Origin of the sequence: Citrobacter sp. CK202, from assembly GCF_030333225.1 — a bacterium.
Lineage (GTDB): Bacteria > Pseudomonadota > Gammaproteobacteria > Enterobacterales > Enterobacteriaceae > Citrobacter_B > Citrobacter_B koseri.
Genome location: NZ_JAOWGI010000020.1, coordinates 347,197 through 361,628 on the forward strand (window position 1 = coordinate 347,197; position 14,432 = coordinate 361,628).

Below are 14,432 nucleotides of genomic sequence, written 5' to 3' on the forward strand. Positions count from 1 at the left end.
ATGTCGCAGGCTGCGCTGAACACGCGAAACAGTGATGAAGAGGTGTCTTCTTCACGGCGCAATAATGGAACGCGTCTTGCAGGAATACTGTTCCTGCTGACGGTGCTCTGCACCGTGTTTGTCAGCGGCTGGGTTGTGTTGGGCTGGATGGAAGACGCGCAGCGTTTGCCGTTGTCGAAACTGGTGTTGACCGGCGAGCGGCATTACACGCGCAATGATGACATCCGCCAGTCGATTCTGGCGTTGGGCGCGCCGGGTACGTTTATGACTCAGGATGTGAACATTATCCAGAGCCAGATAGAGCGTTTACCGTGGATTAAACAGGCCAGCGTCAGAAAGCAATGGCCTGATGAATTGAAGATTCATCTGGTTGAATATGTGCCGATTGCGCGTTGGAATGATCAGCATATGGTTGATGCCGAAGGCAATACCTTCAGCGTACCGGCAGAGCGAACCAGTAAACAGGTATTACCCATGTTGTATGGCCCGGAAGGCAGCGCGAGTGAAGTGTTGCAGGGGTATCGCGATATGGGGCAGGTGCTGGCTAAGGACAGATTCACCCTGAAGGAAGCGGCAATGACCGCGCGTCGTTCCTGGCAGTTGACGCTGAATAACGATATTAAGCTCAACCTCGGCAGGGGCGATACGATGAAACGTTTGGCTCGCTTTGTAGAACTTTATCCGGTTTTACAGCAGCAGGCGCAAACCGATGGCAAACGGATAAGCTACGTTGATTTGCGTTATGACTCGGGGGCGGCAGTAGGGTGGGCACCCTTACCTCCAGAGGAATCTAATCAGCAACAGAATCAGGCACAGGCAGAACAACAATGATCAAGGCGACGGACAGAAAACTGGTAGTAGGACTGGAGATTGGCACCGCGAAGGTTGCCGCTTTAGTAGGGGAAGTTCTGCCCGACGGTATGGTCAATATCATTGGCGTGGGCAGTTGCCCGTCGCGAGGTATGGATAAAGGCGGGGTGAACGACCTCGAGTCAGTGGTGAAATGCGTACAGCGCGCCATTGACCAGGCGGAGCTGATGGCGGATTGCCAGATCTCCTCGGTGTATCTGGCGCTTTCTGGCAAGCACATTAGCTGTCAGAATGAAATTGGTATGGTGCCGATCTCCGAAGAAGAAGTGACGCAGGAAGATGTGGAAAACGTCGTGCATACCGCGAAGTCGGTGCGCGTGCGTGATGAGCATCGTGTACTGCATGTCATTCCGCAGGAATATGCGATCGATTACCAGGAAGGCATTAAGAATCCGGTTGGCCTTTCCGGCGTGCGTATGCAGGCAAAAGTGCACTTGATCACATGCCACAACGACATGGCGAAAAACATCGTTAAAGCGGTGGAACGTTGTGGCCTGAAAGTTGACCAACTCATATTTGCCGGGTTAGCGGCCAGTTACTCCGTTTTAACGGAAGATGAACGTGAACTGGGCGTCTGCGTGGTTGATATCGGTGGTGGTACAATGGATATCGCCGTTTATACTGGCGGGGCGTTGCGCCATACCAAGGTAATCCCTTACGCAGGGAATGTCGTGACCAGCGATATCGCGTATGCCTTCGGTACGCCGCCGAGCGATGCTGAAGCCATCAAAGTGCGTCACGGCTGCGCGCTGGGTTCTATCGTCGGCAAAGACGAAAGCGTTGAAGTGCCGAGCGTGGGCGGTCGTCCGCCGCGTAGTCTGCAACGTCAGACGCTTGCGGAGGTGATTGAGCCGCGTTACACCGAGCTGCTCAACCTGGTCAACGAAGAGATTTTGCAATTACAGGAACAGCTTCGCCAGCAGGGTGTGAAACATCATCTGGCGGCGGGGATTGTATTAACCGGCGGCGCGGCGCAAATTGAAGGTCTTGCTGCCTGTGCTCAGCGCGTGTTCCATACGCAAGTGCGTATTGGCGCGCCGCTGAATATTACCGGACTGACGGATTATGCCCAGGAGCCGTACTACTCAACGGCGGTGGGGCTGCTTCACTACGGGAAAGAGTCCCACTTAAGTGGCGAAGCGGAAGTGGAAAAACGTGTTACGGCATCAGTTGGCTCGTGGATCAAGCGACTTAATAGCTGGCTGCGAAAAGAGTTTTAATTTTTATGAGACCGGCGACTATTAACGGTCTCAGGCGACAGGCACAAAACGGAGAGAAACTATGTTTGAACCTATGGAACTGACCAACGACGCGGTGATTAAAGTCATCGGCGTCGGTGGCGGCGGCGGTAATGCCGTTGAACACATGGTGCGCGAGCGCATCGAAGGTGTTGAATTCTTCGCGGTGAATACCGACGCTCAGGCGTTGCGTAAGACTGCGGTTGGGCAGACCATTCAGATTGGTAGCGGCATCACCAAAGGTCTGGGCGCGGGTGCAAACCCGGAAGTCGGTCGCAATGCGGCGGACGAAGATCGTGAAGCACTGCGTGCAGCGCTTGACGGCGCAGACATGGTGTTTATCGCAGCAGGCATGGGCGGCGGTACCGGTACCGGTGCAGCGCCAGTGGTTGCGGAAGTGGCAAAAGATTTAGGTATCCTGACCGTTGCCGTGGTGACGAAGCCTTTCAACTTCGAAGGCAAGAAGCGCATGGCATTCGCGGAGCAGGGTATTACTGAGCTGTCCAAACATGTGGACTCGCTGATCACCATCCCGAACGACAAGCTGCTGAAAGTGCTGGGACGCGGTATCTCCCTGCTGGATGCGTTTGGCGCGGCGAACGACGTGCTGAAAGGCGCGGTGCAGGGTATCGCTGAGCTGATTACCCGCCCGGGTCTGATGAACGTCGACTTTGCAGACGTGCGCACCGTGATGTCCGAAATGGGCTACGCGATGATGGGCTCCGGCGTGGCAAGCGGTGAAGACCGTGCGGAAGAAGCGGCAGAAATGGCGATCTCTTCTCCGCTGCTGGAAGATATCGATCTGTCTGGCGCGCGCGGCGTGCTGGTTAACATCACTGCGGGCTTCGACCTGCGTCTGGATGAGTTCGAAACCGTTGGTAACACCATCCGTGCTTTTGCGTCGGATAACGCGACCGTGGTTATCGGTACTTCTCTGGACCCGGATATGAACGACGAACTGCGCGTCACCGTTGTGGCAACCGGTATTGGTATGGACAAGCGTCCTGAAATCACCCTGGTGACCAACAAACAGGTACAGCAGCCGGTGATGGATCGTTACCAGCAGCACGGCATGGCGCCGCTGACGCAAGAGCAGAAGCCGGTCGCAAAAGTGGTGAACGACAATACGCCGCAAACGGCAAAAGAACCGGATTATCTGGATATCCCTGCGTTCCTGCGTAAGCAAGCCGATTAAGAATTGGCTGGAATTTGGGATTCACGGCTCTTTGTGCTAAACTGGCCCACCGAATGTATAGTACACTTCGGTTGGATAGGTAATTTGGCGAGATTATACGATGATCAAACAAAGGACACTTAAACGTATCGTTCAGGCGACAGGTGTCGGTTTACATACCGGCAAGAAAGTCACCCTGACCTTACGCCCTGCGCCGGCCAACACCGGGGTCATCTATCGTCGCACCGACTTGAATCCACCGGTAGATTTCCCGGCCGATGCCAAATCTGTGCGTGATACCATGCTCTGTACGTGTCTGGTCAACGAGCATGATGTACGGATTTCAACCGTAGAGCACCTTAACGCTGCTCTGGCGGGTCTGGGCATCGATAATATCGTTATCGAAGTCGATGCGCCGGAAATCCCGATCATGGATGGCAGTGCTGCTCCGTTTGTCTACCTGCTGCTTGATGCGGGTATTGATGAGCTGAACTGCGCCAAAAAATTTGTACGCATCAAAGAGACGGTTCGCGTCGAAGATGGTGACAAGTGGGCTGAATTTAAGCCGTACAATGGTTTTACGTTGGATTTCACCATCGACTTTAACCATCCGGCGATTGATTCCAGCAGCCAGCGCTATGCGATGAACTTCTCTGCGGACGCGTTCATGCGCCAGATCAGCCGTGCGCGTACCTTCGGTTTCATGCGTGATATCGAATATTTGCAGTCCCGTGGCCTGTGCCTGGGCGGCAGCTTCGATTGTGCCATCGTTGTTGACGATTATCGCGTACTGAACGAGGACGGCCTGCGTTTTGAAGACGAATTTGTTCGTCACAAAATGCTCGACGCGATCGGTGATTTGTTCATGTGTGGTCACAACATTATTGGTGCGTTTACCGCGTATAAGTCCGGTCACGCATTGAATAACAAACTGTTGCAGGCTGTCCTGGCGAAACAGGAAGCCTGGGAATATGTGACCTTCCAGGACGACGCAGAACTGCCGTTGGCTTTCAAAGCGCCTTCGACTGTACTGGCATAATAGCTATACACAAAATCATTCAAGTTGCATCAAGACGGCAACTGAGCGAATTCCCAGGAGTGTACAACCAGTACGTGACTGGGGTGAGAGAAGGCAGCCAACAAAGAGGCAGCTTGAAGGATGAAGTGTATACCTGTCGCATAAATTCGACTGGTTAATCTGGCACCCTCTCCGGCCAGGTAAGCCAGTCGTTTTTTTATCTCTTCCGTCCGGCGTTTGCCTTCGCCTTTTTCTCTGCCGCTGAACCGAAATACAGTGCGTTCGCTGCTTTCTTAAGCATTTTTATCCTCAGCGCCATGTCATTACTGCTGTAGAGCGTACGCTTTAATGGTAAGATTTGTGCGCAAAAAACGTTTTGAATTCGTAAGCCCACATGCCGGGCATATCAGGGTGGCAATGACGTGAGTGGAATACTGACGCGCTGGCGACAGTTAGGTAGACGGTACTTCTGGCCGCATCTCTTATTGGGGATGGTCGCGGCTAGCTTTGGTCTGCCCGCTCTCAGTAACGCAGCCGAGCCTAATACGCCGGCGAAAGCGACCGCCAGTAATCACGATCAATCCGTTAAGGTTAACTTCAGCCAGCTCGCGCTGCTGGAGGCGAGTAACCGCCGCCCGAATTTTACCGTCGACTACTGGCATCAGCATGCGATTCGCACGGTTATCCGCCATCTCTCTTTTGCCATGGCGCCGCAAACGCTGCCGGTTGTTGAAGAGTCTTCGCCACTTCAAGCGCACCATATTGCGTTACTGAACACGCTCAGCGCGATGCTGACGCAGGAAGGCACACCGCCAACGATTGTACGTCGCGTCGCCCGTGCGCACTTTACGCCTCAGGCCTCATTTAGCGTTCCCGCCTGGATAAGTCAGGCGCAGGGAATCCGCGCTGGCCCTCAACGCCTCAGCTAAAAACAAAAAACCTTCAACTAATTATAGAGACTCCGCATCGCGGGGCGTTTGAGATTTTATTATGCTAATCAAATTGTTAACCAAAGTATTCGGTAGTCGTAACGATCGTACCTTGCGTCGTATGCGTAAAGCGGTCGGCATCATCAATGCCATGGAACCGGAGATGGAAAAACTCTCCGATGACGAACTGAAAGGGAAAACGGCAGAGTTCCGCGCGCGTCTGGAGAAAGGCGAAAGCGTTGAAAGCCTGATCCCGGAAGCGTTCGCCGTGGTTCGTGAAGCGAGTAAGCGCGTATTCGGCATGCGTCACTTTGACGTCCAGTTGCTGGGCGGTATGGTGCTGAACGATCGCTGTATCGCGGAAATGCGTACCGGTGAAGGTAAAACCCTGACCGCAACGCTGCCTGCTTACCTGAACGCGTTAAGCGGTAAGGGCGTACATGTCGTCACAGTGAACGACTATCTGGCGCAACGTGATGCTGAAAACAACCGCCCGCTGTTTGAATTCCTCGGGATGAGCGTCGGTATTAACCTGCCGGGCATGCCTGCTCCAGCAAAACGTGAAGCTTACGCCGCCGACATCACTTACGGCACCAACAACGAATACGGCTTTGACTACCTGCGCGATAACATGGCGTTCAGCCCGGAAGAGCGCGTACAGCGTAAACTGCACTATGCGCTGGTGGATGAGGTCGACTCCATCCTGATCGATGAAGCGCGTACGCCGCTGATCATTTCCGGCCCGGCTGAAGACAGCTCGGAAATGTACAAGAAAGTAAACAAGATCATCCCGCACCTGATTCGCCAGGAGAAAGAAGACTCTGATACCTTCCAGGGTGAAGGCCACTTCTCCGTTGATGAGAAAGCGCGTCAGGTCAACCTGACGGAACGCGGTCTGGTGCTGATCGAAGAACTGCTGGTGAAAGAAGGCATTATGGATGAAGGCGAGTCCCTGTACTCTCCGGGCAACATCATGCTGATGCACCACGTAACCGCCGCGCTGCGCGCGCACGCGCTGTTTACCCGCGACGTGGATTACATCGTTAAAGATGGCGAAGTGATTATCGTTGACGAACACACCGGTCGTACCATGCAGGGTCGCCGCTGGTCCGACGGTCTGCACCAGGCAGTGGAAGCAAAAGAAGGCGTGGAAATCCAGAACGAGAACCAGACGCTGGCATCCATCACCTTCCAGAACTACTTCCGTCTGTATGAGAAACTGGCCGGTATGACCGGTACAGCGGATACCGAAGCGTTCGAATTCAGCTCCATCTATAAGCTCGATACCGTTGTGGTTCCGACTAACCGTCCGATGATCCGTAAGGATATGCCGGATCTCGTCTACATGACCGAAGCGGAAAAAATTCAGGCGATCATTGAAGACATCAAAGAGCGTACCGCGAACGGCCAGCCGGTGCTGGTGGGTACGATCTCGATCGAAAAATCTGAAGTGGTCTCTAATGAGCTGACCAAAGCGGGCATCAAGCATAACGTTCTGAACGCCAAATTCCACGCTAACGAAGCGGCGATTGTCGCGCAGGCGGGCTACCCGGCTGCGGTCACTATCGCCACCAACATGGCCGGTCGTGGTACGGACATCGTGCTGGGCGGTAGCTGGCAGGCTGAAGTGGCGGAGCTGGAAAACCCAACGCCAGAGCAGATCGCGCAGATCAAAGCGGACTGGCAGGTTCGTCATGAGGCGGTGCTGGCGTCAGGCGGTCTGCACATCATCGGTACTGAGCGCCACGAATCTCGCCGTATCGACAACCAGTTGCGTGGTCGTTCCGGTCGTCAGGGTGATGCGGGCTCTTCCCGTTTCTACCTGTCAATGGAAGATGCGCTGATGCGTATTTTTGCCTCTGACCGTGTGTCGGGCATGATGCGTAAACTGGGTATGAAACCAGGTGAAGCCATTGAGCACCCGTGGGTGACTAAAGCGATTGCTAATGCGCAGCGTAAAGTTGAAAGCCGTAACTTCGATATTCGTAAGCAGCTGCTGGAATACGACGATGTCGCGAACGATCAGCGTCGCGCTATTTACACCCAGCGTAACGAACTGCTGGATGTCAGCGACGTCAGCGAAACCATCAACAGCATTCGTGAAGACGTCTTTAAAGTGACGATCGATGCGTACATTCCGCCGCAGTCGCTGGAAGAGATGTGGGATATTCCGGGTTTGCAGGAACGTCTGAAAAACGACTTCGATCTGGATATGCCAATTGCCGAGTGGCTGGATAAAGAGCCGGAGCTGCACGAAGAGACGCTGCGTGAGCGTATTCTGGCGCACTCAATCGAAGTGTATCAGCGTAAAGAAGAAGTGGTTGGCGCAGAGATGATGCGTCACTTCGAAAAAGGCGTCATGCTGCAAACTCTCGATTCGCTGTGGAAAGAGCACCTGGCGGCGATGGATTACCTGCGTCAGGGTATCCACCTGCGTGGCTATGCGCAGAAAGATCCGAAGCAGGAATACAAACGCGAGTCCTTCTCCATGTTTGCAGCAATGCTGGAATCGCTGAAGTATGAAGTGGTCAGTACGCTGAGCAAAGTTCAGGTTCGTATGCCTGAAGAAGTGGAAGCGATGGAACAACAGCGCCGCGAAGAAGCCGAGCGTTTAGCGCAGATGCAGCAGCTCAGTCATCAGGATGACGACAGCGCAGCGGCGGCCGCTCTGGCAGCGCAAACGGGCGATCGTAAAGTGGGTCGTAACGATCCTTGCCCTTGCGGTTCCGGTAAAAAATACAAACAGTGCCACGGCCGTCTGAGCTAAGGTCTGAATAAAGACAATGAGGCGCAGGTGACTGCGCCTTTTTTATGGATGTAACCGTATGAAAAAACTGCAAATCGCTGTCGGGATTATTCGCAACCCGAACCACGAAATTTTTATTACCCAACGTGCGGTCGATGCTCATATGGCCAACAAACTGGAGTTTCCCGGCGGGAAAATCGAAGCGGGCGAAACGCCGGAGCAGGCGCTGATCCGGGAGTTGCAGGAAGAAGTGGGGATCACCCCGCGTGAAGCGACGCTATTTGAAAAGCTGGAATATCAGTTCCCGGACAGGCACATCACACTGTGGTTTTGGTTAGTTGATCACTGGGAAGGGGAGCCGTGGGGAAAAGAGGGGCAACCGGGGCGGTGGATTGCGCAAGATGCTCTGAATGCGGAAGATTTCCCGCCCGCGAATGCGCCAGTAATTGAAAAGCTGATTGCTGGCTAATGGTGTTTGTAGGCCGGATAAGGCAACGCCGCCATCCGGCAAATTATGGCGGGGGCGCTACGCTTGCCCGCCCTACGTTTTAGTGGAATTACTTCTGCTCTTCACTCCAGTCGTCGCTTTCTGACAAGTCGCCAGAGCTTGGAATACGCTTCTCTTCAGCGGCCCACTCGCCGAGATCGATCAACTGGCAGCGTTTAGAACAAAATGGACGGAACGGACTCACTTCGCCCCAGACAACGGTTTTCCCGCAGGTTGGGCAGTTAACGGTGATAGTTTCTGACATCTTTACTCCTTAACAACATGCCAGTTCGAAATCGAGGCGCTCAGGCACCAGGCCATTTTCGCTATCCAGCGGCATAAAGCGAATCGCAAAGCGGCTCTTATGCCCGGAAATTTGTGGATAGAGCTGTGAATCAAGCGCCAGTTGCAAACGCAGCAGGTCGGCATCATCGCCATTGTCCTGATAAAAACCATTCAGGCTGGTTTGCTTACGGAACGGCGAGGAATTACGAATCAAATCCAGGATCAGCGTTAATGCCTGATTGAGCGGATTCAGGCTGGCGATCCAGGTTTCAACCTGCGCATCACGCTGTTCCTGCGGCAAATGCAGCCAGATATGCAGGGTCGGCAAATCAAAACTACAACAACCGCCAGGAATACTCAGGCGCTGACGAACCAGAGCAATCAGGCGATCTTCACGTAGCTGCTGCCCGATACGCGGAGCTGAAATCAAAATGCTGCCCGCCGTCTTCAATTGCTGGCGCAGAGCCTCAATTCGACTCTGGTCAACCCCCGGCACTTCAACCCAGGCCTGAAGTTTGCGCTGCTGACGCTCAAGCTCTTTTAGCAACTCGGTCCGCACTTCACCACGTTCGAACACATCCAGCAAATCCCCGATGTTACGGAAAAAATGCAGAGCGTCCGCATGATCTGCAAGGGGCAAATTGACGGAGAGTTGCTGAATCAGAAACTCAATGCGCAGCCATGTACGCATCTTCTCATTGAGAGGGTGTTCAAAAAGGACCTGGGTGTGCATTACGGTTTTTCCTGTGAGACAAACTGCGACGCAAGCTGTAAATAGCGCGCGTGCAGGCGGGCGACATCCGACGCGATAGCGTCCGGTGCGCCATTATTATCAATAACATCATCTGCCACGGTAAGGCGTGCTTCACGCGTTGCCTGGGCAGCCAGAATTTGTTCAACATGTTCACGCGTCACATCATCGCGCTGCATGGTTCGCAAGAGCTGCGTTTCGGGCGTCACGTCGACCACCAGAACGCGATTGGCTTGTTTATACAGCGCATTTTCGACGAGCAGGGGCACAACCCATAGCACGTAAGGGGACGTTGCCTGCTGAAACTGACGCCGGGTTTCCTGCTGAATTAACGGATGGAGCAGGGCATTCAGCCAGGATTTCTCTTCAGGACTGGCAAAGATACGTTCGCGCAACATCCGGCGTTGTAGCGAACCGTCTGGCGCGATAAGTGCAGAACCAAAATGTTCAGCGATCGCCATAAGGGCGGGTTGACCGGGTTCAACCACCTGACGCGCAATAATATCGGCGTCGATAACGTTTATTCCGAGGTCAGCGAATGCATTCGCAACGGTGCTTTTACCACTGCCAATGCCGCCGGTTAAGGCTACTGTATACCTCATAAGTCCAGATCCTGGGATTTAGGTTTGATAATCAAATGGTTAAAAGTTGAGCGCACGAAGGCGATATTACTGTAGGCATTATCTACTATTCGCCAGGTAAATTTATGGGATTGTAGCGTAAAAAAAGAGAATTTCGCAGTCTTGCGCAAGCCTGATTAGTGCGTATGATAACGTCACTGGAGTTGTGAGTTTCGCTTTTTTGCCATTAACCCCAGGAATCCGCACATGCGTATCGAAGAAGATCTGAAATTAGGTTTCAAAGACGTTCTTATCCGCCCTAAACGCTCTACTCTCAAAAGTCGTTCTGATGTTGAACTGGAACGTCAATTCACCTTTAAACATTCAGGTCAGACCTGGTCCGGCGTGCCGATTATCGCGGCCAATATGGACACCGTCGGGACTTTCGAGATGGCAAGCGCTCTGGCATCGTTCGACATTCTGACTGCCGTACATAAGCACTATTCCGTTGAGGACTGGAACGCCTTCACCAGTACCGCCTCTGAGGATGTTCTCAGGCATGTGATGGTTTCAACAGGCACCTCCGATGCTGATTTCGAAAAAACCAAACAGATTCTGGCGCAGAGCCCGGCACTGAACTTTGTTTGTATTGATGTGGCAAATGGTTACTCCGAACACTTCGTGCAGTTTGTTTCAAAGGCGCGTGAAGCATGGCCGACAAAAACCATTTGTGCCGGTAACGTGGTGACCGGTGAAATGTGTGAAGAGTTGGTTCTCTCCGGCGCGGATATTGTAAAAGTCGGGATTGGTCCTGGCTCCGTATGTACCACGCGTGTGAAAACTGGCGTGGGCTATCCGCAGCTTTCTGCGGTGATTGAATGCGCCGATGCCGCACATGGTCTGGGCGGTATGATTGTCAGCGATGGCGGTTGCACCATGCCTGGCGATGTCGCAAAAGCGTTCGGCGGCGGCGCGGATTTCGTGATGCTGGGCGGTATGCTGGCAGGCCATGAAGAAAGCGGCGGTAAAATTGTTGAAGAGAATGGCGAGAAATTTATGCTGTTCTATGGCATGAGTTCTGAATCCGCTATGACCCGTCACGTTGGCGGCGTTGCGCAATATCGTGCAGCAGAAGGGAAAACCGTTAAGCTGCCGCTGCGTGGCCCGGTGGAATACACCGCGCGTGATATCCTCGGCGGCCTGCGTTCAGCCTGTACTTACGTTGGCGCCTCCCGTCTGAAAGAGCTGACGAAACGCACGACGTTTATTCGGGTACAGGAACAAGAAAACCGCGTTTTCAATAGCCTGTAATCCCCTGCGCTGGCGCAGTACAATGCGCCAGCATTATCCCATACCGCTCATCGCATCCCCCAGATGGAAAACGGGCAAATACATTGCCACGACCAACGTACCAATAATGACCCCTGTGATAACAAGCAAGGCGGGTTCCAGTAGCGCCGCCAGGTTATCCGCCAGCGATAGCGTATTCTCGCCGTGGTGCCGGGCAAGGTTATGCAACATTGCATCCAGCGCGCCGGAAGTTTCACCGGTCATGACCAACTGTATGCACAATGGGCTGAACTCACCGGCATTTTTAAGCGCCTGCCAGACCGGTTTTCCGGCATGAATATCGCGATGAACCTGAGCTAAACGCTGAGACCAGTAAGGGCAATTCAGGGTTTCTGCGACACTTTCCAGCCCTTGTGAAAAGGGGATTCCGGCGCGTTGCGTTAATGCCAGGATGGTGAAAATCTGCGTGAGTTTTTGGCCTCTGACCAGGCGTGCAATAACGGGACAGCGCAGCAGAAGACGCTGGCGTTGAATCTGCCAGTACGGTTTTTTTATTATCAAACCGTAGATTACCCCCGTTGCGATACCGAGCAGCGCCATCAGCCAGCCCCATTGGGCACTCCACTGCGCCAGTGTGATGATGCCCTGCGTCAGTGCCGGTAACGGCGTATTGAATGTCCGGTAGATAGCGGCAAACTCTGGCAGGACAAAGTGCAGCATGGCGAAAACAACCATCACGGCCATCGTCAGAATTATGATGGGATAACGCAGCGCTTTTTTGACTTTGTCAGCAAGCTGTTTTTGGGCATTTTGCTGACGCGCCAGCTCAAAGCAGCATTCATCGAGTTTTCCGGTAAGTTCCCCGGTACGGATCATCGCCTGATAGAGTGGAGGAAAGACCTGCGGCCATTGCGCCAGCGCGGAAGAAAGCGGGGCGCCTTGCTCCAGGTTATGGGCCAGCGTTTGCAGCAGCGCCTGCCATTGTCGACTGGGATGCTGCCCGGCAAGCAATGTCAGTCCTTCGGAAAGCGTAAGCCCCGCTTTGAGAAGCGTCGCCAGTTGGTGGACGATCTCCGCGCTTTGCTCTGCGCGCCAGTGTGCCGCTTTAATGCTCAAGCGTTTTGCGCGTATCGGCATGATGTGCTGATGTTCCAGAGCAACGAGCAGTGCGGCACGATCGTCAGCCCATAAGGCCCCTTCTTCCGAATGGCCCGTGGCGTTAATCCCTTGCCAGCGCCAAAGCTGTTTAGCCGACATGGGGTAGCCCCAGAACGCGCAGGAGTTCTTCAAAGGTCGTCAATCCTTGTTCAACCGCATGACAGCCGTTCTCAAAAAGCGTACTCATCCCTTCCTGTCGGGCGCAGGACTCCAGCGCCTCAACGGTTGCATTGTTGATAAGCAACTGTCGCAATGCGGGCGTAACAGGTAAAACCTCGAAGAGTGCGGTACGCCCATAAAATCCGTGGTAGCAACGTTCGCAACCGGGTGCTTGCCAGCGGGGAAGCGTGGTAGGCCATAGCGCGGCGGGAAGTGAGACAGACTCTGCGGCAAGATGACGGCAGTACGGACATAATTTTCTGACCAGTCGCTGGGCGACGACCAGCGTCAGGGCGGATGAGATCATCCAACGCGCGACGCCCATCTGTTGTAAACGTATCAGCGTTTCACTGGTGGAGTTGGTGTGCAGCGTGGACAGCACCAGGTGGCCGGTTTGCGCGGCTTTAATCGCAATTTCTGCCGTTTCGCCATCACGGATTTCGCCCACCATTATAATGTCGGGGTCCTGACGCAGCAGCGCGCGTAATACGCTCTGAAAAGTAAGTCCGGCGCGCGGATGAATTTGTGTCTGATTAAGGCCCTCGACAGGGATTTCGACCGGGTCTTCTACGCTACAGAGATTCACATCCTGGGTGTTGCGCGCCTGTAGCGCGCTGTAGAGCGTTACGGTTTTTCCACTGCCGGTAGGGCCAGTTACCAGAACCAGTCCCTGCGGTTGCCGTAGTGCCTGCATGAACAGGGCGAGTTGCGTATCAGGCATGCCTAACGCGTTGAGATCAAGCGCCTGCTCGACCTGGTGAAGTAACCGCAGCACCACTTTCTCACCGTCCCGGCAGGGGAGGACCGCGACACGAAATGAAACCGCATTGCCCGCAAGCGTCACGGTAAATTGCCCGTCTTGCGGGAGTCGATGTTCGGCAATATCCAGATTGCCCAGTACCTTTAACCTTGCCGTCAGTGCCGCGCCGGTGACGGATGACACGCCGGGCAAGGCATGAAGTACGCCATCCACGCGCAGCCTGATTCGGTAGTGGTTTTCCGCAGGTTCAATGTGGATGTCGGAAGCGCGTTTTGCCAGAGCGGATTCCAGCGTCTGCTGCAAAAGTTCCGCCGCCGTGCGGCTATCGTCGGCGATGACGGCCGGGAGCATTTTTCGGGGCTTATGCATATGGCCTTCCATTTGTTGACGAGTCCAGCAGACAATGTCGATCCGCTTTGTTGTGGCAAAGTGCAGGGCGTCCAGCAGTTCATGGGACGGTGAATCCACGACAGCGACGTGAACCACCTCGTTATCGGCATCGAGCAATATTCCCTGATGACGCAGGCACAGCGCCGTAAGTTGCGTGATGTTCATCGCGTTCTCCTTAGCTGGCGTCAAAGCGGAAAACATCTTCACAAGCCTGTTGCAGCGCGCTGTCGCTCTGGATGTTGCAACTGCGCGTCCAGCCGGTGATGCCGTTGGCGTTATCCCAGTTGGGCGTCATGGTGATGCTCAGGCCGTTGAGACTCTCCTGCCCGGTGAGCATTACCACGCCTTTTTCTATGCTCATGCCAGAGACATAGCGGGTGGTGGTCGGAGAGGGGATGCCGTTGCTGCTGGCGTCGCAGGTTGTAATGCCGCCGTGTTCCAGCGCGCAGAGTTCGACGGCGGTGCGGTAAGGAACGAATGTCTGCAACATATCCGTCAGTGCGGCTTTGCGCAGGTAGTTCTGGTAGGCCGGAATGCCGATGGCGCTCAGGATGGCGATAATGCCGATCACCACCATCAGTTCGATAAGCGTAAATCCGCGTTGTTTGTCCATTGTC

General features: G+C 54.2%; 14 protein-coding genes. 8 read left to right on the top strand and 6 right to left on the bottom strand.

From position 1 onward, the window contains the following. The 7 genes from ftsQ (at window position 1) to mutT (ending at window position 8,444) form a co-directional block, all read left to right on the top strand. On the top strand, window positions 1-831 hold the full coding sequence (gene ftsQ, locus OGX84_RS05200) for a cell division protein FtsQ (RefSeq protein ID WP_012134069.1): 831 nt from the start codon (window positions 1-3) through the stop codon (window positions 829-831). Beyond that, a complete protein-coding gene (gene ftsA, locus OGX84_RS05205) occupies window positions 828-2,090 on the top strand; it encodes a cell division protein FtsA (protein WP_003018755.1) in 1,263 nt (420 codons plus the stop codon). The genes ftsQ and ftsA overlap by 4 nt, the downstream gene beginning before the upstream one ends. A 61-nt stretch (window positions 2,091-2,151) precedes the next feature. Then, a complete protein-coding gene (ftsZ, locus tag OGX84_RS05210; protein ID WP_004857884.1) occupies window positions 2,152-3,303 on the top strand; it encodes a cell division protein FtsZ in 1,152 nt (383 codons plus the stop codon). 100 nt (window positions 3,304-3,403) lie between these two features. Next, window positions 3,404-4,321 carry a UDP-3-O-acyl-N-acetylglucosamine deacetylase gene (gene lpxC / locus OGX84_RS05215; RefSeq protein WP_012134068.1) on the top strand — a complete coding sequence of 306 codons (918 nt, stop codon included), beginning with the start codon at window positions 3,404-3,406 and terminating at the stop codon, window positions 4,319-4,321. A 401-nt stretch (window positions 4,322-4,722) separates the two neighbouring features. After that, window positions 4,723-5,229, top strand: a complete 507-nt coding sequence (gene secM / locus OGX84_RS05220) for a secA translation cis-regulator SecM (RefSeq protein WP_024130709.1) — start codon at window positions 4,723-4,725, stop codon at window positions 5,227-5,229. Between the two features lie 61 nt (window positions 5,230-5,290). Continuing rightward, window positions 5,291-7,996: a preprotein translocase subunit SecA gene (gene secA / locus OGX84_RS05225; protein ID WP_047458916.1), complete on the top strand. Its 2,706-nt coding sequence runs from the start codon at window positions 5,291-5,293 to the stop codon at window positions 7,994-7,996. Between the two features lie 58 nt (window positions 7,997-8,054). Continuing rightward, a complete protein-coding gene (gene mutT, locus OGX84_RS05230; RefSeq protein WP_047458913.1) occupies window positions 8,055-8,444 on the top strand; it encodes an 8-oxo-dGTP diphosphatase MutT in 390 nt (129 codons plus the stop codon). A gap of 88 nt (window positions 8,445-8,532) precedes the next feature. Here mutT and yacG read toward each other — a convergent pair whose 3' ends face one another. From yacG to coaE, 3 genes are read right to left on the bottom strand one after another with little or no spacing between them, the layout of a single operon-like run. After that, entirely contained in the window at window positions 8,533-8,727 is a 195-nt protein-coding gene (yacG, locus tag OGX84_RS05235) for a DNA gyrase inhibitor YacG (protein ID WP_012134064.1), read from the bottom strand. A gap of 9 nt (window positions 8,728-8,736) precedes the next feature. Next, a complete protein-coding gene (gene zapD, locus OGX84_RS05240; RefSeq protein ID WP_012134063.1) occupies window positions 8,737-9,480 on the bottom strand; it encodes a cell division protein ZapD in 744 nt (247 codons plus the stop codon). Further along, a complete protein-coding gene (coaE, locus tag OGX84_RS05245) occupies window positions 9,480-10,100 on the bottom strand; it encodes a dephospho-CoA kinase (protein WP_112001185.1) in 621 nt (206 codons plus the stop codon). The genes zapD and coaE overlap by 1 nt, the downstream gene beginning before the upstream one ends. Before the next feature lie 225 nt (window positions 10,101-10,325). Here coaE and OGX84_RS05250 point away from each other — a divergent pair, with 225 nt between their 5' ends. Continuing rightward, entirely contained in the window at window positions 10,326-11,369 is a 1,044-nt protein-coding gene (locus OGX84_RS05250) for a GMP reductase (protein WP_012134060.1), read from the top strand. Between the two features lie 33 nt (window positions 11,370-11,402). On the opposite strand, the gene hofC is transcribed toward OGX84_RS05250, so the two are convergent. Genes hofC through ppdD form a run of 3 tightly spaced genes read right to left on the bottom strand, consistent with a single transcriptional unit; the run spans window position 11,403 to window position 14,428 of the window. Then, the gene (gene hofC, locus OGX84_RS05255; RefSeq protein WP_112001183.1) at window positions 11,403-12,605 is read right to left on the bottom strand and encodes a protein transport protein HofC; all 1,203 of its coding nucleotides are present in this window, start codon (window positions 12,603-12,605) and stop codon (window positions 11,403-11,405) included. Beyond that, window positions 12,595-13,980: a type II secretion system protein GspE gene (gspE, locus tag OGX84_RS05260; RefSeq protein ID WP_024130708.1), complete on the bottom strand. Its 1,386-nt coding sequence runs from the start codon at window positions 13,978-13,980 to the stop codon at window positions 12,595-12,597. Before gspE ends, hofC begins: the two co-directional genes overlap by 11 nt. 10 nt (window positions 13,981-13,990) lie before the next feature. Then, on the bottom strand, window positions 13,991-14,428 hold the full coding sequence (ppdD, locus tag OGX84_RS05265; RefSeq protein ID WP_012134057.1) for a prepilin peptidase-dependent pilin: 438 nt from the start codon (window positions 14,426-14,428) through the stop codon (window positions 13,991-13,993). Window positions 14,429-14,432: the final 4 nt, after the last annotated feature.